This window comes from Candidatus Binatia bacterium, from assembly GCA_036504975.1.
In the GTDB taxonomy this organism is placed as follows: Bacteria; Desulfobacterota; Binatia; order UBA9968; family UBA9968; genus JAJPJQ01.
The window spans coordinates 1-21325 of sequence record DASXUF010000113.1 but is presented as its reverse complement, the minus strand read 5'-3'; the positions used below and the strand labels follow the sequence as shown (position 1 = coordinate 21325).

The window sequence follows — 21325 nt, the reverse complement described above, 5'->3', positions numbered from 1 at the left end:
GCTTGGCGCTCTACGTCTATCGTCCTTCCTCCCGCTCTTTGCTCCGCGAAGGTCTTGCCGTTTTCTCAGTATTACTCGCCGTGCTTCTCGATTTCTTTCTTCAGCTCGTCCGCGAACTCTTCCGCCTCATCCTCTTCTATGAATTCCGGCTTAGCCGGCATCTTGTGAAGAATGTTCTTCGCCTGCACGTACGCCCTCTGAAGGTGCGATTCTCTCGGACCACCCAGAAGCAAATGTAGCCTAAATTTGTCCTTACTTTCAGCCAATGTGGTGACTCTCCCCAACCAGTTGTTGGCCTTATCTTTAATTGAACTGGCTTCGACAAGATCAAAAGATACGGGTTCATAGGCATGCCATACCTCGTTTTTCCTCGCCCGTGTAAACTCGTAGTCGTAGTTGGGCGCAACGATGCGCTTGGGCCGTAGGTGCTTTATGACTTGCCGTTTTTCCAGTGGAGTCTTAAAGACCTTCCATACTTCTTCGTCGTCTCGGCTTGGTCGTGTAGGCTTTCCCACGTAATGTTCTACGTACCGGTGGTACAATTCAGCTAGCGTTTTCCCCGGGTCATTGGTGAATCCGCCTCCCGCGCTAGAAAATTGAATGGCACTGTCATCGGGAGGTAAAACTTGGGCCAAAACGTCCTCGATGTTTTTCGGCGGATTTTTGAACGGTAATTCGGATTTTAGTCGTTGACCTACCCCCTCGATGCGACTTTGTATGAACCTTGTTATCTGACGGAAGTGCTCGCCATCAATAGACCCAAACAATTGAGACAACCGCTGGTAGTGAGATGCGCAGATCGCGCTGAGATATTTCGCATCCCGCGCATAGAGCGCCACTCCAATATTGACAAACTCTCCAGTCACCGGATCATGTACATATCTTAAAACGCTAAAAGTATAGGAAGTCTTCATACGAGCCTCCATTTTACCTGATTCACAAATTCGGCCGAGTGGTCGCGCACGCTCTTTAGGTGACCGGAGATTCTAGAAACATGATCATTCTCCCATTCCTTTGGAATCTGGTCAAACATAGTAGCCAGGTGACCATCCGAGATCGCGTTCAAGGCGCCTTCAAAGCGGTCCAGATCGATGGCCTGTCCTTTAAGCTCTCGATAGAAGACATGTTCTTTTAGAAAGTCACCAGGCGCGCCTTCTAATTTCCAAGCGACAGTCGGAGCGCCGATAAGAAATAAAAAAGAGAAAGCCAGTTCATGATCGATCACGAAGATTTCGTCGGCCTTCCAGAGCAAGTTCTGATTGTTGACCTTACGATCCGGATTTTGAATGCAGGCGTCAAACGCAAAGATATCTGCGGCTAATGGTCGAATAGAAGCCGGGATACTCTTTTCGATCGGAATAACGCCGTAGCCGCCGGTCAACACTTGAGAGCCAAAGTTGAGTCCGGGGCTTTTTCTGATAATCTGTGCAACCTCAGAATCTTGCGAGCCGAGAAGTTTTCCGATCGCCGGGTTGATCTCTACGATAGCGGGTACGGGTGTCGTGATTCCTAGCTCCTCGGCCAGTAATGAGGAAACCAACTCACACGTCAGACCAGTGACACCCGCTTCGGTTCCAGCGCGCATTTTTACCACAAATTCGCCGACTTCGTTCCCTTGCTCGTCCTCGCATTTAAAAATCGCGGGTTTAGTTCTTCCAGTCTTCATTCTTCTCAGGTAGGCATTGGCTTTGAGGCGCTGAACAGTCCGCAACGGATTCGTGACCTCTAAATCTGGATATCCTTACTCTTCAAGAGTCCATTTGGCAACTCTATCGATCGCGCAATTTTCGCTTGTCAGAAGACCGGGCTGTCGCGTAATATCGGGTAATCCGTTTCATAGGCGTCGCCGCGGACGGACTTAAAAGCTTCCATTCGAGAGGAAGTGAATGGCCAAGCCGACGAAACAAAGCACACCCAAGAAAAAGCCCATCGAGCAATACGATCACAAGGGGAAGAAGCGGGTTAACAATCCGCCGGTCGGGTTGGTCACGCCGGAGACGGATAAGGAAACCGGGAAGAAGACTTACGCCTACGATCCACACCTCGATCCGCAGTTGGTTTGGGCCGGAAAAGCGGAGAGAGCTTCATTTGAAGTGCCGACGGTCTCTCTACACGTTCACGAGCGCATCGATCCGCGAACGATCATCGAGGCAGTGCGCAAGAAAAACGGTGAAGGGGTTCCTGTTCAAGGTTCGCTGTTCGAATCGAAAGAAGAAAACCCACCGCTACGCGAGGCAATCGAATTCTATAAGCATCCGCACAACTGGTCGAACCGTTTGATCGCCGGCGATTCTCTGCTGGTGATGAATTCTCTCTTGGAAAAAGAAGGCATGGCCGGTCAGGTTCAGATGATCTACATCGACCCACCGTATGGCATTCGCTACGGCTCTAACTTTCAGCCGTTTGTGAACAAGCGCAAAGTCGAGGACGGGAAAGACGAAGATCTCACCGCTGAACCAGAGATGATCAAAGCTTTCCGTGATACCTGGGAATTGGGGATACATTCCTACCTGAGCTACATGCGTGATCGTCTGCTGTTGACTCACGAACTTCTTAACGAGACGGGTTCCATCTTTGTGCAGATAAGCGATGAAAACCTTCATAGGGTTCGTTCCCTTCTGGACGAAACTTTTAAACCTGAAAACTTAGTGGCCGTTGTTAACTTCAAGACAATGATGCCTTTGGAGTCCGGCAACATCGAAAGCGTCTTCGACTACCTTTGCTGGTATGCGAAAGACATTAAGAAGCTGAAGTACCGCAACCTCTTTGTCCCAAAAACTGTTGGTCCGGGCTCTGAGTTTGTTTTCGCCGATACACCTGACGGAGGCTTCCGCCGGCTAACTGCCGAAGAGATTATTGATTTCGCGACTACCGCAAAAAAGTTTAAGGTCTTTAAACGTTCCGATCTGGCATCTTCCGGTTACACACCATCCTGCACTTTTCCTCTCGAGTTTAATGGACGAGTCTTCAAGACGAGCGGAGGCAAAAGCTGGCGCACGACGCCGGCTGGCATCGAGAACCTAAAAAAGGCGAATCGACTTTTTGTTCTCGGTGACAAGCTTTATTACAAAATGTATCTCGGTGACTTCGGATACACCTCGCTGACAAATTCATGGCAAGACACTATCGAGTTTGGGAGCAGAATTTACGTAGTTCAGACTACATCGACGGCTATTGAACGTTGCGTCCTCATGACTACGGACCCGGGGGATTTGGCGTTAGATATTACTTGCGGTAGCGGCACGACAGCTTATGTTGCGGAGCAGTGGGGTCGCCGCTGGATTACCTGCGATACTTCTCGGGTTGCGCTAACGCTGGCCAAGCAGCGGTTGATGACCACAGTGTTCGATTATTACCGACTCGCCCATCCGAACGAAGGTGTTGGGAGCGGTTTCGCGTATAAGACGGTACCGCACATTACACTCAAGCATATTGCGAATAACGAACCTTCGGACCAAGAGCCGCTATACGATCAGCCACTTATCGATACCTCGCGCGCGCGCGTAACCGGCCCGTTCACTGTGGAAGCTGTGCCAGCGCCCGTGGTTAAGCCACTTGTCGAAATAAAGACAGATCAGCCGGCCGATGAATCCATTGCTCGGTCCGGGGAGACCTTGCGGCAGGCGGAGTGGCGCGACGAGCTATTAAAGTCCGGCATTCGCGGCAAGAAAGGCCAGTACATTCTTTTCTCCCGCGTCGAGCCTTTGCCGGGAACGCGCTGGCTGCACGCGGAAGCGGAGACGAAGCCGAACGATAAAGGTGCAGACCGGGTAAAAGAATCGGAAGTGATGTACGGGAAGCCACAGCGCGTGGTGATTTCTTTCGGCCCAGAGCATGCGCCTCTGGAACAGAAGCAGGTCGAGCTTGCGATCGAAGAAGCGCAAACCTTGGTACCGAAACCGAAGATCATTGTCTTTGCCGCGTTTCAATTCGATCCCGAGGCGGCCAAGGATATCGACGAGACGGATTGGCCGGGAGTGACGCTGCTCAAAGTTCAGATGAACGCCGACCTCCTAACGGAAGATCTGAAGAGGAAGCGGGCGAGCAACGAGAGCTTCTGGCTCATCGGCCAACCCGACATCACGCTGCAAAAAATCAAAGACGGCAAAGACAAAGGAAAGTATCGCGTCGAAGTCATGGGCTTCGACTACTACAACACCAAGACCGGAACGATCGACTCTGGCGGCAACGACAAGATCGCGATGTGGATGCTCGACACCGACTACGATGGCAGGAGTTTGTTGCCACGGCAGATCTTCTTTCCGATGGCCGGTGAAAATGATGGTTGGTCGCGCCTCGCGAAAAATTTGAAAGCGGAGATCGACGAAGAACTTATCGAAGCTTATCGCGGGACCGTCTCTCTTCCATTCGAACCGGGGAAGCACAAACGAGTGGCCGTAAAGATTGTCGATGACCGCGGAATCGAGAGTCTCAGACTTATCGAGGTGGATTGATGGGCAAAGCCGCTATTGACCACCTGATCATCAACTCGCCCTACGAAGAGCCGAAACAATACTGGAGCTACGACCGAGAGAGCCGCACGTTTGATAAGAAAGACGGCCGGCGTCCGGCAGGCTATGTCATCGCCTCTCAAAGCTCCAAGGCTTTCGACGACCCCGGAATATTTGTCGAGATTCCTCTCGTCAACCAAATTCGCCCGCGCGTCAAGGCGTGGAGAGATGCCGCGTATCCAGGCGTCACCGGAATTACGAGACGACTGCTTGAGCACTGGAACAATCCCGACGAACGCGAACACCAGTTTTTCTTCTGCCAGCTCGAAGCAATTGAAACTTTAATTTGGCTTGCCGAGGCGCCGGCTTCCGAGAAAGTCGGCATCGATATTCCCTCTGACGGTGGAGCATTTGCTCGGCTCTGCTCCAAGATGGCGACCGGCTCCGGCAAAACGATCGTCATGGCGATGCTCATCGCCTGGCAAGTTGTCAACAAAGTCACATATCCGCAGGACGCTCGATTCTCCAAATATATTTTCGTCGTCGCCCCCGGATTAACGGTTAAAAGCCGGCTTCAGGTGCTGCAGCCTTCCGGCAAAGGCAACTTTTACGACGAGTTCAACGTTGTACCCGCGGCACTGCTGGACAAGCTCCGTCAAGGCAAAGTCCTAGTCCGAAATTGGCACATGCTGAATTGGGAATCGGAAGAGCGCATCGCTAGGAAGAAAACCGTCGATAAACGAGGCGCAAAAAGTGACGAGGCTTATGTCAAGGAGGTTTTGGGCGAGCTGGCCGCCACGCGCAACCTCGTCGTGATCAACGATGAAGCGCATCACGCTTGGCGCATACCTGCCGAGTCGAAAATTAAAGGAGTGAGCAAGGACGATATCGAAGAAGCGACGAAATGGGTCGGCGGCTTGGATCGAATCCACAAGGCACGCGGCGTACTCGGTTGTTACGATTTTTCGGCGACTCCGTTCATCCCATTTGGCAAGCAAAGCTCCGAGGAGGCTCTTTTCGATTGGATCGTCAGCGACTTTGGCCTCAACGACGCCATCGAGTCGGGTTTAGTCAAGACGCCGCGAGTCGTAGTGAGGGACGACGGCTTGCCTGACGTAAAGACCTACAAGTCGAAGCTGTATCATATCTACGAACACGTTAAGGACGACTTGAACCGTAAAGCAGAAGAGCATGAACCTTTGCCGGACTTGGTAATCAACGGGTACTATCTTCTCGGAAAAGATTGGCTTGAGGCGGCAAAGGCATGGAAGGCAAGAGGGCTGCGGACACCGCCAGTCATGATCAGCGTCGCCAACAGAACAGAAACGGCAGCGCGGGTAAAATACGCCTTCGATCACAAGAAGATTCTGCTTGAAGAACTTTGTGCACCTGAACGAACTCTGCACATCGACTCGAAAGTGCTTGATATGGCAGAAGCTCAGGAAGAGCCGGTAGCAATCAACGGCGATGAGGAACGGGACGAAGACGAGGACGTTGACGAGCCGGTGAGAAAGCTTTCAAAGAAAGAGCTGGCCGAGCGTCTTCGGCAACAGGTCGATACCGTGGGACAGGCTGGCAAGCCGGGCGAGCAGATTCAAAAAGTAATTTCCGTAGGCATGCTTTCCGAGGGATGGGACGCCAGAACCGTAACTCACATCATGGGTTTACGCGCTTTTTCCAGTCAATTGCTCTGCGAACAGGTCGTGGGCAGAGGACTCAGGCGGGTCTCGTACGAGTTCGACAAGGAGAAAGGTCTTTTCGAACCTGAATATGTCAATATTTTCGGAGTGCCGTTTACTTTTTTGCCACACGAAGCAGCGGACGGACCGCCGCCGCCTCCGCCACAGCCGAAAACAAAGATAGAGTCCGTCATTGAGAAGAAAGAGTTCGAGATCAGTTGGCCAAACGTCATCAGAATTGACCACGTCTATCGGCAGGAACTAAAGCTTGATTTGGAGGCTGTCAAATCCTTGGAGCTAAACGCGTATGAGACACGCACCTTGGCCGAGGTGGCGCCTATCGTGGAAGGAAAGCCGGACATTACGAAACTTTCCGAGGTCGATCTGGAAACTCTAGGAAAAAAATTCAGGTGGCAGAAAATCGCTTTTGAGACGGCGAGCGCGGTCTTCGATCAGATGAAACCAACTTGGAAGGGAAACAAGGAATATCTTTTAGGGCGGCTTATTCGACTGATGGACGAGTTTATCTTGTCCGGAAAGATTCAAATCTCTCCTCCACTCTTCAACCAGGATGATGTCAGACGCCGGATACTGATTACCCTGAACATGAGTAAGATCGTGCAGCACATTTGGGAGAGTATCATTCCCGAAAATACGGAATTCCTCGTCCCCATCTTCGATACGGAAAGGCCGATAATTTCCACGGGCGACATGAGGACATGGTACACCGGCAAGCCGTGTGAATATACGAAGAGATCACACATCAACTTCTGCGTCTTTGACAGTACCTGGGAAGCGACGGAGGCCTTTCAGATTGACAGGAATCCCGGCGTCTCCGCCTGGGTCAAAAACGACCATCTCGGATTTGAAATCCTTTACGTCTTCAAAGGCGTGGTGCACAAGTACCGGCCGGATTTTATCATCCGGCTGCAGACTGGAGTCTTTTTGGTTTTTGAAACTAAGGGCCAGGAGACCGACCAAGATAAAACCAAGCGCGCGTTTTTGGATGAGTGGGTAAGAGCCGTGAACGAGCACGGTGGATTTGGAAGATGGAGTTCGGCAATCTCAAGGAATCCGGGGGATGTGGCTGGAATCCTCCACAGTTATTTAGGTGACCGATCTGCGGACGTTTCCGCTTCTGCATGGTAACCGATAGTTGGCGTATTCGACAGCGACTGCCACAATAATACGATGCAACTCCATATTCTCGGCTGCGGCGACGCCTTCGGCAGCGACGGCAGGAACAATAGCGGCTACCTGATCGATAGCGGCGGGAAGCTTTTTCTTCTCGACTGCGGCCCGACGACGCTCCTCGCGCTGAAGCGCGCGGGATTTTTCCCCGAGCGGCTCGACGCCGTTTTCCTGAGCCACCTCCACGGCGACCACTACGGCGGCCTGCCGTTTTTCTTTATCGACTACCTTTACGAACACCCGCGCGAGCGGCCGCTCCATATCGCGGGACCCGAGGGAACCGAAGAGCGCGTGCGCGGCCTGTTTCGGTGGATGTTCGGCGAGGGAAGTTAAAGGGGTCGGAAGTCTTTTTTCAGGCTAAAAGTTTCGGCCAATCCCATCCTCGACGAAATCGACCGGGTGCTGGCGGCGCACTACGGATTAACGGAGGAGGAGTTGGACTTCATCATCAACTACGACATCAAGTACCGGATGGGACGAGAGGAAGAATTTGAGAAGGAATGAACCGCGCGGATGTGACAGAGTTGCACTACATCACGGCAATTGCCAATGTGCCTTCGATACTGCAACACGGCATTCTTTCTCATACCGTGGCCGAGCTGCTTGCCCACGACTCGGTGGCAATGCCGGAGATTCAGGAAAGACGAAGGAACAAGCAGATTCCCGGCGCCGGGCGCCTACATGATTATGCCAATCTTTACTTCGACGCCCACAACCCGATGTTGAGCAGATGTCGTGACAGGAATAGCGAGATTTGCGTTATTCGCGTTGATCCAGTGGTGCTGGATCACCCGGGCGTTATCGTCACGGATCGAAATGCTGCAAGTGCTTACGTGGGCTTCTTCCCGGTGATGCGAGGTCTTGCCGTTATTGAGCGGGAACGAGTCTATGCCCAGTTTTGGACGCATCGTGATGATCCTTACGATGAAATGAGCCACAAGTCTGAAAAGTGCGCGGAGGTCTTGGTGCCAGACCGTGCGGATGCGAGGTTCATTCTCGGAGCCTACGTCGCAAATCGGGCAGCGCTCGAAAAAGTGTCAGCAACTAAATTCTCAATTGCCCGTAAGCATCCGCAGTGATATGTTCTTTTAAGTTCCATGAAGATTCTGGTCGGTGACATTCTGCAATCCAAAGCCCAGACTCTAATCAACACGGTGAACTGTGTGGGCATTATGGGCAAAGGCATTGCCCTCGAGTTCAAGAAACGCTTCCCGAAAATGTTTGAGGACTATGTGGAGCGATGCGAACGGCGCGAGGTCAAGCTTGGCGTTCCATACGTCTACAAGACACTGCTTCCGCCTCAGATCATCAATTTCCCTACGAAGGACCACTGGAAATCAGTTTCGCGACTTAGCGACATCGAGCGCGGATTACAGTATTTATTGAAACACTACAAAGAGTGGGGTGTAACTTCGCTTGCCATTCCGCCTCTTGGTTGTGGAAACGGGCAGCTCGATTGGAAAGCCGTGGGGCCGTTGATCTACCGGTATGCCAGCCAAATGGATATCCCTGTCGAGATGTATGCTCCTTACGGCACGCCGCCGAAGGAGTTGACCCCCGACTTCTTGTCGCAAACGTCGCCGGCTGTGCATCACACGAACGGCAGGACCGTGCAGTCCGCGATCAATCCGGCGTGGGTCGCGCTAGTGGAAATTCTCCGTCGGATAGAAACGCAGCCGTACCACTGGCCTACCGGACGAACAATATTTCAGAAGATGGCCTACGTCGCTACCCGCCAGGGCCTACCGACAGGTTTTGTTTACAAAAGAGGAAGTTTCGGCCCATTCAGTCGCGAGCTGAAAAACGCGGAGAGCAAGTTGATTAACAACAACCTCCTTCAGGAGAAGCGTCTCGGTAAAATGTTCGTGGTCGAGAGCGGTCCGAATTTTGAGAGAGTACGAAAAGACTTTCAGGGTTCGCTGGAGAGATGGCTGCCGATAATCGACAAAACGACCGATCTTTTCATGCGAGTGAATACGGACCAGGCGGAAGTCATCGCCACGGTCATGTTTGCCGCGGATGAGCTGAAGAACGCAAAACGATCTATTCCGGATGAAACCGAGGTATTGCAAGCTGTCTTTCAATGGAAGCAGAAGCGTCGGCCACGCTTAGATGAGGCGGTTGTCGCTTCGACTATTAGAAACCTGGGGATGCTTCGTTGGCTTGCTGTGAAGCCTGACAGTCGTCTTCCCATTCCAGAAGAGGAATCTATACCTGCATAAAGATGGTGAATCCGACGGTATTCACCCGTACTGATCCTGCCTATCCCGCGCGTTTACAGGAACGCTTGGGTCACCAAGCTCCAACCAAATTGGTCGCCATAGGCAACGTTGCGTTATTATCGCAACCTAAGACCGCGTTATTTTGCTCCAACCGTTGTCCTGGTGATGCTATCCTCGGTGCCTATGACTTCGCTCAGATGTTACGCGATGAAGGCGTCACCGTTGTCAGTGGCTTTCATTCCGCTATAGAAAAGGAATACCTGCGAATTTTGCTTCGCGGGAAACAGCCGATTATTGTTTGCGCCGCTCGGGCGATCGATAAAATTCGGCTCCCCTCCGATTGGAGGTCAGCTCTGGAAGCTGGTCGTCTGCTGATTCTTTCGCCCTTTCCAAAGAGGCCGCGGCGGCCTACCGTCGAATCCGCCCGTCAGCGGGGAAGTTAAAGGGGTCGGGAGTCTTTTTTCAGGCTAAAAGTTTCGGCCAATCCCATCCTCGACGAAATCGACCGGGTGCTGGCGTCGCACTACGGGTTTACGGATGAGGAGTTGGACTTCACCCCTTCGACGAAGCTCAGGGCAGGCCCTTCGACGAAGCTCAGGGCAGGCAACTACGACATCAAGTGCTGAAAAGGCCGTCCGACTACTGGAAACAAGAGCGATTTGACCTATGGCTAAACTCCGCCAACAAAGACTCGGCTTCATGCACGACCTCCTAACCGGACGCGCGCGCGTGAAGGTCGGGGAGCCTGGTGGGCAGGCAATACCACCATGAAAATCGAAATTGACATATTGGATTTTCATGGTATCCTGTCCGCATGATCGACCGACCTGATCACCTCTCCGCCATCCGTGCCGCCCTGGAACGGAGCAGGATCGTGGCGCTGACCGGCCCGCGTCAGTGCGGCAAGACGACCCTGGCGAGGCAACTGTTGCCGGAGGACTCCGTCAATTACTTCGACCTGGAAGACCCGGTGAGTATAGCGCGGCTGGATGAGCCTATGACGGCGTTGCGTGAATTGAAGGGGTTGGTGGTGATCGACGAAGTGCAGCGGCGGCCCGATTTGTTCCCAGTGTTGCGAGTGCTGGCGGACCGGAAGTCGCCCCCGACCAAGTTTCTTATCCTCGGCAGCGCGTCGCAGGAGCTGATGCGACAGTCCTCGGAGACACTGGCCGGACGGCTGGAGACGTGGGAGATGGGAGGCTTCAACCTGCGGGAGTTAGGTACGGACGCCGAACCCCGGCACTGGCTGCGTGGGGGATTTCCGTTGTCCTATCTGGCACGGACCGATTCGGACAGCGCGGCTTGGCGGAAGAATTTCATCCAGACTTTCTTGGAACGTGACCTGCCGCAATGGGGCATCCAAGTCCCGCCCATGGCGCTATGGCGCTTCTGGAGCATGCTGGCCCACTACCACGGGCAGACCTGGAATGCCGCCGAGCCGGCGCGTTCGCTGGGCGTGAGCGAGCCGACGGCTCGCCGTTATCTTGACATCCTTACCGGAGTATTCATGGTGCGCCAACTCCAGCCCTGGCACGCGAACTTGAAGAAGCGGCAAGTGAAGGCAGCAAAGATTTACTTCCGCGATACGGGGTTACTGCATCAACTCCTGGGCATCCGCACCGAGCGGGAACTGATGAGCCATCCTAAGAGCGGCGCGTCATGGGAGGGCTACGTGATTGAGGAGGTTCTCCGGGTGGTGGAGCCGGACGAAGCGTATTTCTGGGCCACGCATCAGGGGGCCGAAATTGATTTGTTGCTGCGCAAAGATGGGCGGCTGTTCGGCGTGGAATGCAAACGCGCGGATGCGCCGCGACTGACGCCCTCAATACGGATCGCACTTGCGGATTTGAAGCTGCAAAGAATCGCCGTTATCTATCCGGGAAAGCGGCGATATGCGCTGGCGGATAAAGTGGAAGCAGTGCCACTCACGGCAGTGGTCAAAGGGATGCAGGGACTTTTTCCCAAAAACAAATGATCCGCTAGGTCATGAAACGAATCATGCAAAAGAAACCGAAAGTGAGAGCCCGTCGTACGCGAAATATGTCCCTTTTTGGGCTTAAACGTACATGAATCCGATGGTATTCACCCGTACCGATCCTGCCTATCCCGTGCGTTTACAGGAACGCTTGGGCCAACAAGCTCCAACCAAATTGATCGCGCTAGGCAGCGTTGCGTTGTTGTCGCAACGCAAGACTGCGTTGTTTTGCTCCGTCCGTTGCCCTGGCGATGCAATTCTCTCCGCGTATGATGCGGCGCAACGGTTACGCGATGAAGGCATCCTCGTCATAAGCGGTTTTCATTCCTCGGTGGAAAAGGAATGCCTTCGAATCTTGCTCCGGGGAAAGCAGCCCATAATTATTTGCGCTGCTCGGGCTATCGATAAAATTCGGCTTCCATCCGATTGGCGTGCCGCTTTGGAGGCAAGTCGTTTGCTGATTATGTCACCGTTCGAAAAAAGACCGCGCCGCCCAACAACGGAATCTTCCCAGTACCGGAATGAGATCGTCGCCGCTTTGTCTGATGAGGTCGTCATCGTTCACGCTGAGCCGGGGGGCAGTATCGAACGAATATCCGAGATGTTGAACGCTTGGAATATTCCACAGCGACGCTCACCACAAACCCGATGAAACTCCATATCCTCGGCTGCGGCGACGCCTTCGGCAGCGGTGGCAGGAACAACAGCGGTTATCTGATCGAAAGCGGCGAGAAGCTTTTTCTTCTCGATTGCGGGCCGACGACGCTCCTGGCGATGAAGCGCGCCGGCTTCAGCCCCGAGCGCCTGGACGCGGTTTTTTTGAGCCATCTCCACGGCGACCACTTTGGCGGCCTGCCGTTTTTCTTTATCGACTACCTCTACGAGCATCCACGCGAGCGTCCTCTCCATATCGCGGGGCCCGACAGAACCGAAGAGCGCGTACGCGGACTGTTTCAGTGGATGTTCGGCGAGCGCATGGAGCCGAGAGAACTTCCGCCGACCGAGTTTCACGTTCTCACGCCGGGGCGTGAAGCAATCATCGACGGGATAGGAATCTTTCCGTTTCGCGTGCCGCACCAGGTGCGCGACGTTTCGCTCGGCCTCAAAATTTCACACGGCGGAAAAACGCTCCTCTATTCCGGCGACTCCGCCTGGACCGACCAGTTCGTCGCGCATGCGCGCGGCGCCGACCTGTTTTTGTGCGAGTGCTGTTTCTTCGAGCGCGACACGCCCAATCACATGAGCTATCGAAAGCTCGAAGAGAACCTCGCGCGTTTCGAATGCGAGAACATTGTACTCACTCACATGGGCGAAGAGATGCTCGCGCGTAGAAACGAAGTGAAACTCCGTTTAGCCGAAGACGGAATGGTGGTCGAAATCTGATTATTGGGTGAAGAATTCAGCTGGGATTCTGCCCCGTCTGGCCAGATGCCCCCGCCGGAAGAATGATCGCCCGGAAGCCGCTTTTGGTCTCGATATTTCGCGCGACGTCCTGCGCTTCCGCCAGGTTTTCATACGGTCCGACGCGAACCCGGTACATAGTCTCGCCGTTGGACACCGGCGCGGGCTCGACGAGAGCCTGAACGCCGTTGTTGGCAATGATTTTCTGCAATGAATCGGCCCGGTCGCGCTCGCGGAACGAAGCGATCTGGAGCATGTATCCCGCCGGCGATTGAATCCGCTGCTGCTCCTCCAACGACAAGAGAACGGAAGGCGGCGGCTTGAAAGTTTGACCGTTGGCGGCAACTTTAAGCGTTTCGTAGTTGTCCAGCCCATAGCCCAGCAGCTTCACGCTATCGCCCCACAGGTCGCGCGACCCCAACATCGCAATGATCACGGTCGCGCCGTTGCGCGCCGCGGCGCCGACGAAGCACTTCTGCGCCGCGAGCGTGTAGCCGGTCTTGCCACCGAGCGCGCCGTTAAAATTCCACAGCATGCGGTTGTGGCTCCGCACCATGATCTGGCGCGGCTTCGGATTGCGGCCGGCGGGCAACGAGCTGACGGCGCTGGCCTTGGTCATGACGATCTCCCGAAAAATCGGATTTTTCAGCGCGTATTTATAGATCAGCGCCAGGTCGCGCACCGTCGAATGATGCTCCGGCGCGGTCAAGCCGTGCGGGTTGACGAAGTTGGTGTTGGTCGCGCCGATTTCGCGCGCCTTCTTCGTCATCATCTCGCCGAAGCGTTCGACCGATCCGCCGACTCCTTCCGCCAGGACCATGCCCGCGTCGTTCGCGGAGGTGAGCAGGAGCGCGTAAAGCAGATCGCGTATGCTCATCTTTTGTCCGGGCTTGAGATAAATTTTGGACGACGGCACGCGGGTCGCGGTTTTGCTCACTGTGAGCGTTTCCTTCAGCGACCGCCCGCTCTCGAGGACGACGAGCGCCGTGACCACCTTGGTCGTGCTCGCGGGGGGAAGCTCGAGATCGGGCTCGCGCTGAAAAAGGATCTCGCCGGTTACGGCGTCCATGAGGAGAGCGGCACGGGCCGTAAGACCTTCCTCGGGAAAAGCGGACCACGCTGAAGAACGATGGGCGAGGAGCAGAGATAGGATCAGGAGGAAGAGCGCAATTCGATGTCTGCTATCTTTCAGGACCGTCTCTCCTCCTTACAACGGGCGTGCTTCCAGACAACGCTGCCTCGATGCGCGGCCGAAAAAATTTTCCACCTAATATAGCACAACTTCATTTCTCAGAAAACCCATACGTCATTTCATTGAAGCTGTTGTTGAACGGCGTCGATCGCTTCGCGCGCCAAAGTATAGTTGGGCTCGATCGCCAGCGCCTGCTCGAATTCTTCCACGGCTTTTTTCAACATTCCTTTGTAGAGATAGACCCGTCCCAGGTTGTAGTGCGGATAATGATAGGCCTCGTAGCGGCGCGCGCGCGTCGCCCGCTTCAGCCACGGGATCGCTTCGTCGAATCGGCCGAGGTTGATGAGATAGGCGCCGATGTCGTTGTAGGGATTGCCGAAGTCGGGATCGACGGCGATCGCCCGCTCGCACTCCGCGATCGCCTCCTCGTAGCGCTGCTGAAAGCTGTAGGTCCAACCGAGGAACGTATGGGCCTCCGCGGTGGGATGAGAGAGAATGGATTGGCGATAAAGCTCGACCGCCTCATCCAGCCTTCCTTCCATCTGGAGGCGGTAAGCCTCATGAAACAACCGCACCGCTTTCTCGAGGCTCTCTTTGGAATCCATCGCTAACCTTTTTTACCCGGCGCCGCCGGCGTGACGCCGTGTTTTTTCAACTCTTTCTCCGCCGCGTCGCTTTGACTCGCCTGTTGGCCGAGCGCTTCTCGGCGAATCCGGTCCTGGCAGGGATCGCAGATACCGCCTTTCAGCGCCGTCGGCTTGCCGCAGATCATGCAGTTCTTTTTTTCCTCGGCCATCGCCGTTGTATTTTACCCGAATGAAATTTTTTTCCAACCTTTTTTTTGGTGAAAACCGATGATGACTTCAGGTCAAAAAGTTCAAACCGCTTATTTTTGGCCGTTTAAAAGAGACGACATGCCGGGGACGAAGGGGCGAGCCTTGAAGGCCGAGGGCACGGGGACGCGCAGTTGCCACGACTTGTCCGGTGTTGTCCACGGCTTGCGGCCATCATTGGCGTCCGCTCGATACCCGCCGATTGCAGTCCGCCTCAAGGCAGAAAACTATTGCCGTCGGCCGGAAAGGCTCGACACGAGGACGCTTCAGTGTTCAGTCGATGACCTTCACCTGCTCTGGGTTCTCCAAAATCATCTCGAGCCCGTACTGCGGATGATCTTTGATCTCGCCGATGATCTCGATCTCTTTGCCCTCGAATTTTTTGGGCGGGAGATTTTTCTTCTCGAACAGATCCACGGCGGAGGCAAAGATGACGGCGGTAAAGGAATCTCGGGAAGGCCCGAAGTCGAGAAAGTAGGTATTGCTCTTTTCGGAGAGGCCGACGCGAAAGACCCGGCCGCGAATTTTGGCCTGGCTTCCCGCGAGGCCTTTGATCTTGTCCACTTCACGCGCCTGCACCAGCGGAAGATCCGCCGGCGGCGGCGCGGGCACCGGCAGCGGGACAAAAGCAACCGGATGGCTTTGTTCGCCCGAAGACGGCCCGCTCCAGCGCTGGTACAAAACATGGACGGCGAGTCCGGCGACAAACGCGGCGGCGACAACAAGAGCGGCGGGCGGGACGCGGCTCACCTCTTTTTCTCCCACAGACGGAAAAATTCCTTCCGGTACTCCTCGGCGAGCGGCCCGGCGTCGCGGAAGAGAAGCAGGTTTTCGTCGTTGGCATTCTCCGCCGACAGTGTCCAGTTGTACGAGCCGGTGAGCACGATTTTGCGGTCGATCACCGCGAACTTCTGATGCATGAGGCCGGGACCGCTGCCCTTGTCGAGGCCCGCGATCCGCCGGATGGGAATCCGCTGCTTTTCCAGAAACGATTTTTTCGAGCTGTCGTTGGCCGCGTCGAACTCCTGATCCACCACCACCTGGACCTTCACCCCGCGCTGGCCGGCCTTGACCAAAGCCCAGGCGATCTCCTCGTTGGTAAAGGCATAGACCGCGACGAGAATTTCCTTCTGCGCTTGGCCGATCTCTCGGACGATGTGACCCGCGCATTTCCCGTGAGGGCTGAAGCAGGCCTGGACGGCCATGCCCGCGAAAACGGGCAAAGTAAAAAGGAAAAAGGGGAAAGTCAAAACGAAGAAAACTGATATTGTTTTTGAGACTCTTCTTTTTACATTTTTACTTTTTACTTTTGACTTCATTTTTGGCACAAATCGACGATCAGCCGCTCCATCGCGAGACGCGGGGAAGGGCCGCTCGATTTCAGCCGGAGGTCGGTCTCGTAAAGCAATCCGAGATCGCGCGCGAGCTCCCGGGCGGAAAAATTTTCCGCGCCTTTGAAGCGCATGTAGAGCGCGTACGGATTGCCGGGGACCGGCATGTCGTCGCGCAGGACCTTTTGCTGAAATTGCTGGTAACTCATGCCGCTCTTCCATTCGCGCCCCATCTCCCCGTCCATCAATTGGCGCGCCAGCAGAAGCCGCCTGATCTCGCCCGCGATGGGGCCCAAAAGCGCCAACGGATGATTCCCCTGAGACATCAGGCGGGCGAGTTGGCCGAGCGCGCCGAGCGTGTCGCGGGCGGCAAGCGCTCCCGTCAAATCAAAAACCCAGCCCTCCCCCTGATCGAGAAAGATCTCTTCCACGTCTTTCGCCCGGATCAAAGTTTCAGCGCCCACGTATAGGAAGAGCTTCTCCAACTCTTGATGTACGGCCCAGAGCTCGGTGCCCGCGCGCGCCAGGACCATCTCGCGGGCGCGCGGCTCGCAGCGCTTGCCGGCCTCGCTTAGGCGCCGATCGAGAAACTGCCCCAGCGCCGCGCGGTCGAGCTTGCCGGTCTTGTCGCGCCCGACCGCGAGGTCGAGCGCGGCGCCTTGCTCGACGAATTTTTTATACAGCCGAGTCCGGCGATCCACATGCGAGGCGTCGAGCAACAGCACGCCCCACGGCGGCAGACCGTGGTCTAAGAAATAAATCAGCCGGTCGGCTTCGCCGCCGCCGCTTTGCAGCATCTTGAAATCCTGGCCGCGGCAGTAGGCAAGCAAGGCCGCCGCTTCTTTTCCGCCGTCGCCGAGAAGCGCGGCGATCTCCGCCGCGGAAGAGCCGGCGTCGATACGGTCCCACCGTTCCTGGGTCCAGCCTTCCAAATGCAACAGCTGGAAGAAAAGGCGCGACGCCTCGTCTTTTTTTTCCTCGCCCCACAGGCGGAGGACCTTTTCGCCCATCTCTCCTTTGTTCTCCGCCGAGGCGAAATAGGGCGCGCTCTCGACCCAGACCGTTTTCGTTCCGGAAAGAAACGGCGGCGTCATTAGCGACGCTTCGATCTGATTCCACGACGCCGACCGGCCGTCGAAGCGCTCGAGATTGAAGGCGCGGTTTTCCGGCGGGACCAATAAATCCAGCACGGCCTGGACCGCCGCGCGCACCTGGAAGTCGTCGCCGTGAAGCAGCAACAGGGCCGGCGGCTTGCCTTTGCGGATTTCAGCGAGAATGGATTCGAGATTGGCTTTCATGTGTTTAGCCGGGAAGCTTTCAGCCGTCAGCCCTCAGCCAAATCCGAATCCCGGATCGAAGCTGACTTCTGATCGCTGATGCTGATGGCTACTTCTTCGGAATCCACATCCGGCTCTTCTCGCTCCAGGTAAAATCGGACTTCCAGACTTTGATGCCGATGGTAAAGTCGCCGCCGGATTTCGTCACGAAGACTTTTTCGTTCGAATGGGGGATCTCCACCCGCGCGATGATGTAAATTTTCTTGGTGATGCCTTTGTCCACCAAGATGCGGTCGCCGACCTGCATCGAAGCGCGTGATCCTTTTTTCGCGTTATTATTTTTCGCCTTCATAGTGGAAAATTAACATCGCGCGCCGGCCCGTGCAAATCGCGTGAGGGCTAACCCGGAGGATTCATCCGATCCGCCCTCAAGCGCGAGCCGCAGTGTCCTCCTTCGAGACCTTCGTGTCCTTCGTGGTTAAAATCTTGTCACCACGAAGAGCCTAGCGCGGCAGAACCGCAACCAAACAGAAACAGGCATTTCACCCCGAAGGTCACGAAGAGCACGAAGTTTAAGTCATCGCGCCAAGACGCCAAGCACACAAAGAAATTCAGAAATCCCCTTTCATCCCCCTTTGACAAAGGGGGAAACAGGGGGATTTGAGGAGCCTTGGCGGACTTTGCGTCTTTGCGCGAGATGCCTTGTCCCTTCGTCTCTTCCTTCGTGTCCTTCGTGGTGAGATCGTATTTTCTTGTCGATTCCGCAACTTAGGATCGGTGCGCAAGAAAATTTGCGCAAACTCCGAAAACTTTCAGCCATAGTATTACGAAGTCTAGATCATTTATCCTGCGATGAATAATTGGGTCAGCGCGTCCCCAACTCTTTCTGCACCTCTCTCAGCAGGGAGAAATCTCTTAACTGCGACAGCGGAACCCGCTTGTCCGACTTGAGTTCCTTAAGCCGCGCGTCGACCGCAAATTGATACGTCGCGTCGCTGGCGCTGCCGTCGGCGCTGAACGAAGGGATAATCAGATCGTAGGACTCGCCGGCGACCTCTTTCGTCTGCTGCAGCCATTGCACCATGATCGGCACGACCTCATCTTTCCGTTCGCGGACATAGCGCAGCGCCCGCACCGTGGCGCGCAGGACCTTTTTCGCCTGGTCGCGGTTTTCTTTGAGCCGCGTTTCCGTGATCGAGACGGCGGCGATCGGGCTGCCGATCTTCAAGTCTTTCGGACCGCCGAGGATGTTGTAGCCCTCCTTCTGCAGGCGAACCGGCCCGGGCGGCGAAACAGAGATCGCATCGACCAAGCCCTTTTTCAAAATTTCCACGCGCACCGGCTCATCGGCGGCCAGCGCGACGAACTGGACGTCTTTTAAGTCCAGCCCTTTCGCCTGCAGGATCGCTTCGGCCGCCAGATAATCCGATCCGCCGATCCTCTGAGTGCCGATGCGCTTGCCCTTGAGGTCTTGAACGGTTTTTATCTCCGGACGGGCAACGACGTGGTGCAGCGGCTTTTCCGTGAGAACGGCGAGCTGCTTGAAAGGCATGCCCTGAATCGCCGCGGTGAGAATATTGCCGAAGGTGAGGGTGTATTGAATGTCGCCGTTCATGAGCGCGGGTACGGCGACCTGGCTTCGCATCTGAATCAAGACCGGCTCCAGTCCTTCGTCCTTGAAGAAGCCTTTCGCCGCCGCCACTTGGGCCGGCAAAAAGGCGTAGGTGCGGCTGGAATAGGATATCGTGACTTTTTCGGCGGCATCGACCGGCGCGCTCGCGATTGCGCAGCCGAGGATCATCGCGGCAAGCAAGATCTTTTTACTTTTGAACACTGATCTCCTCTAGGTCTCTGTTTGTCGGCCAAGCTATCACGAAGCGCCTTATCGGCCAATCTTTTTCTCCATGAATGCGGCTTGACAATAACATGCCCCTCTCCTATAGCTGAGAAGTCTTTTGAGTCACGAAAAAGATTTCGGAGGTTGATGATGCGCTTGGTAACTTTCGTCAAAAACAACCAGAACCGCCTGGGCCTGATGGGCCCCGCGGATCAAGTGATCGATCTGGCCGAGGTCAACCGCCGCTACCTGAAAGCGGGCGCGGCGCTGTATCTGAACAGCATGCAGGCTTTCATCGAGGCCGGCGGCAAAGCCCTCGGCCTGGCAAAGAAGGCGAACAAGTATGTAGCGGGAAAAGACGAAGAGGGTCTAAAAAAACTCCGGCAGTCCGGCGCGCTATGGAAGCTGACTCAGGTGAAGATCCTCTCGCCGATTCCTTCGCCGCGAAAGAACGTCATCCTCCTGGGCGTGAACTATAAAGAGCACATCGAAGAAGGCGCGCGGGCGCGCTCGATCGAGCTCAAATATCCCGAAGCGCCGGTCTTCTTCACCAAGCCGGCGACCGCCGTCATCGGCCACATGGGAAAAGTCGTCCATCACAAGGCGACGGAGAAGCTCGATTACGAAGTCGAGCTCGCCGTAGTGATGGGAAAGAAAGGCCGGGACATCCCCAAAGACAAGGTTTACGATTACATCTTCGGCTACACCATCTGTCTCGACATGACCGCGCGCGACCTGCAGCGCAAGCACGGCCAATGGTTCAAGGGAAAATCGCTCGACACCTATTGCCCGCTGGGGCCGTGGCTCGTGCACAAGAGCGCGATTCCCGATCCGCAGAAACTGCGCCTTGTCTGCCGCGTGAACGGCGAGGTCATGCAGAACGACAATACCGACAACATGATCTTCGACATCGCGACCACGATCGAGTCGCTCTCGCAAGGCATGACGCTGGAGCCCGGAGAGGTCATCAGCACCGGAACGCCGTCGGGCGTCGGCTTCGCCCGCGTGCCGCCGTTTTTCTTGAAGCCCGGCGACAAGGTCGAAGCGGAGATCGAGAGCATCGGCGTGCTGCAAGTGGAGATCGCCACCCCTAAAGACTCATAGGACGCGGTGGCCCTTTGCGCATAGCGCAGGGTGTTTAAAACATGGAGCGAGTACGGTCCGCGGCCGTCGCCGGCTCCTTTTATCCCGCCGAAGCCGGAGAGCTGAGGCGAGTGCTCGAAGAATGTTTCGTCGCGAGTCCTCTCGGGCCCAAGGGCGATCGTTCTCCGGTCCCTTCCCTCCTCGGAGGCATGGTTCCCCACGCCGGCTACGTTTACTCCGGCCCGTGCGCCGCGCATTTATATTCCAGACTGGAAAAAGATATCCGTCTCCTGATCCTTCTCGGCGTGAACCATCGCGGACGCGGCGCGAGCGCCGCTCTCAGTCCGGCCGAATCCTGGGAAACGCCGCTGGGTCGAGCGGACGTTGACCGCGATCTCAGCGCGCAGCTAAAAACTCACGTCGATTTCCTCGCCGAGGACGGAGAGGCCCATCGTGAAGAACACAGCATCGAAGTCCAGCTCCCTTTTCTCCAGAGCGTCCTGGGAGAATTCGCCTTCCTGCCCGTCTCGCTCTCTTATCTCACGCTGGAAGAATGCCGCCGGCTGGGCGAGGCCATCGCGCGCTTGTACGAAGCGCACAGAGTTTCCGGTGAAAAACTTCTCCTGCTCGCCAGCAGCGACCTCAATCATTACAAGTCGCCGAAAGAAACCGAGCGGCTCGACCGCATGGCACTGGAGAAAGTGCTGGCCCTGGACCCCGCGGGCTTGCTCGAAACGGTGGAAGACAACGACATCAGCATGTGCGGCGTGATTCCCACGGCGGTGTTTCTTTTTGCCGCCAACGCGCTCGGCGCCAAGCAGGCGCGGCTGCTCAAGCATTGCCATTCCGGCGA

At 55.5% G+C, this 21325-nt stretch carries 20 protein-coding genes; 10 read left to right on the top strand and 10 right to left on the bottom strand.

The features are described 5' to 3' along the window. Positions 1-71: 71 nt before the first annotated feature. Positions 72-914 (bottom strand): DUF3037 domain-containing protein, encoded by an 843-nt coding sequence (locus VGL70_15330; GenBank protein ID HEY3304895.1) that lies wholly within the window; start codon positions 912-914, stop codon positions 72-74. Continuing rightward, positions 911-1666 (bottom strand): HipA family kinase, encoded by a 756-nt coding sequence (locus VGL70_15325; protein ID HEY3304894.1) that lies wholly within the window; start codon positions 1664-1666, stop codon positions 911-913. Before VGL70_15325 ends, VGL70_15330 begins: the two co-directional genes overlap by 4 nt. Before the next feature lie 220 nt (positions 1667-1886). Between VGL70_15325 and VGL70_15320 the strand changes: the two genes are divergently transcribed. The 8 genes from VGL70_15320 (at position 1887) to VGL70_15285 (ending at position 12901) form a co-directional block, all read left to right on the top strand. Then, positions 1887-4454 (top strand): site-specific DNA-methyltransferase, encoded by a 2568-nt coding sequence (locus VGL70_15320; protein HEY3304893.1) that lies wholly within the window; start codon positions 1887-1889, stop codon positions 4452-4454. After that, complete coding sequence (locus VGL70_15315) at positions 4454-7279, top strand: DEAD/DEAH box helicase family protein (protein HEY3304892.1); 2826 nt, start codon at positions 4454-4456, stop codon at positions 7277-7279. The genes VGL70_15320 and VGL70_15315 overlap by 1 nt, the downstream gene beginning before the upstream one ends. A gap of 42 nt (positions 7280-7321) precedes the next feature. After that, complete coding sequence (locus VGL70_15310; GenBank protein ID HEY3304891.1) at positions 7322-7654, top strand: MBL fold metallo-hydrolase; 333 nt, start codon at positions 7322-7324, stop codon at positions 7652-7654. 167 nt (positions 7655-7821) lie between these two features. After that, positions 7822-8400: a DUF4433 domain-containing protein gene (locus VGL70_15305; GenBank protein ID HEY3304890.1), complete on the top strand. Its 579-nt coding sequence runs from the start codon at positions 7822-7824 to the stop codon at positions 8398-8400. 18 nt (positions 8401-8418) lie between these two features. Next, entirely contained in the window at positions 8419-9543 is a 1125-nt protein-coding gene (locus tag VGL70_15300) for a macro domain-containing protein (protein ID HEY3304889.1), read from the top strand. An 814-nt stretch (positions 9544-10357) separates the two neighbouring features. After that, positions 10358-11518 carry an ATP-binding protein gene (locus tag VGL70_15295; GenBank protein HEY3304888.1) on the top strand — a complete coding sequence of 387 codons (1161 nt, stop codon included), beginning with the start codon at positions 10358-10360 and terminating at the stop codon, positions 11516-11518. Positions 11519-11609: 91 nt separating this feature from the next. Then, positions 11610-12170 carry a DNA-processing protein DprA gene (locus tag VGL70_15290; GenBank protein HEY3304887.1) on the top strand — a complete coding sequence of 187 codons (561 nt, stop codon included), beginning with the start codon at positions 11610-11612 and terminating at the stop codon, positions 12168-12170. Then, positions 12131-12901, top strand: a complete 771-nt coding sequence (locus tag VGL70_15285; GenBank protein HEY3304886.1) for an MBL fold metallo-hydrolase — start codon at positions 12131-12133, stop codon at positions 12899-12901. Before VGL70_15290 ends, VGL70_15285 begins: the two co-directional genes overlap by 40 nt. 16 nt (positions 12902-12917) lie before the next feature. On the opposite strand, the gene VGL70_15280 is transcribed toward VGL70_15285, so the two are convergent. From VGL70_15280 to VGL70_15245, 8 genes are all read right to left on the bottom strand, one after another. Continuing rightward, positions 12918-14063 carry a D-alanyl-D-alanine carboxypeptidase gene (locus tag VGL70_15280; GenBank protein HEY3304885.1) on the bottom strand — a complete coding sequence of 382 codons (1146 nt, stop codon included), beginning with the start codon at positions 14061-14063 and terminating at the stop codon, positions 12918-12920. A gap of 167 nt (positions 14064-14230) precedes the next feature. After that, complete coding sequence (locus VGL70_15275) at positions 14231-14716, bottom strand: tetratricopeptide repeat protein (protein HEY3304884.1); 486 nt, start codon at positions 14714-14716, stop codon at positions 14231-14233. Positions 14717-14718: 2 nt separating this feature from the next. Then, positions 14719-14907 carry a hypothetical protein gene (locus VGL70_15270; protein ID HEY3304883.1) on the bottom strand — a complete coding sequence of 63 codons (189 nt, stop codon included), beginning with the start codon at positions 14905-14907 and terminating at the stop codon, positions 14719-14721. A 310-nt stretch (positions 14908-15217) separates the two neighbouring features. Continuing rightward, entirely contained in the window at positions 15218-15709 is a 492-nt protein-coding gene (locus tag VGL70_15265; GenBank protein ID HEY3304882.1) for a hypothetical protein, read from the bottom strand. After that, a complete protein-coding gene (locus tag VGL70_15260) occupies positions 15691-16149 on the bottom strand; it encodes a phospholipase D family protein (GenBank protein ID HEY3304881.1) in 459 nt (152 codons plus the stop codon). The genes VGL70_15265 and VGL70_15260 overlap by 19 nt, the downstream gene beginning before the upstream one ends. A 110-nt stretch (positions 16150-16259) precedes the next feature. Beyond that, entirely contained in the window at positions 16260-17573 is a 1314-nt protein-coding gene (holA, locus tag VGL70_15255; GenBank protein HEY3304880.1) for a DNA polymerase III subunit delta, read from the bottom strand. 88 nt (positions 17574-17661) lie between these two features. Next, positions 17662-17904, bottom strand: a complete 243-nt coding sequence (locus VGL70_15250) for a hypothetical protein (GenBank protein ID HEY3304879.1) — start codon at positions 17902-17904, stop codon at positions 17662-17664. A 513-nt stretch (positions 17905-18417) separates the two neighbouring features. Beyond that, positions 18418-19386, bottom strand: coding sequence for an ABC transporter substrate-binding protein (locus tag VGL70_15245; GenBank protein ID HEY3304878.1), 969 nt, complete (start codon positions 19384-19386; stop codon positions 18418-18420). Positions 19387-19536: 150 nt separating this feature from the next. Here VGL70_15245 and VGL70_15240 point away from each other — a divergent pair, with 150 nt between their 5' ends. Together VGL70_15240 and amrB are read left to right on the top strand one after the other, a co-directional pair. Next, entirely contained in the window at positions 19537-20493 is a 957-nt protein-coding gene (locus tag VGL70_15240; protein HEY3304877.1) for a fumarylacetoacetate hydrolase family protein, read from the top strand. A gap of 41 nt (positions 20494-20534) precedes the next feature. Next, positions 20535-21325 (top strand): AmmeMemoRadiSam system protein B (gene amrB / locus VGL70_15235; GenBank protein ID HEY3304876.1); only part of this gene is annotated, 791 nt, incomplete at its 3' end.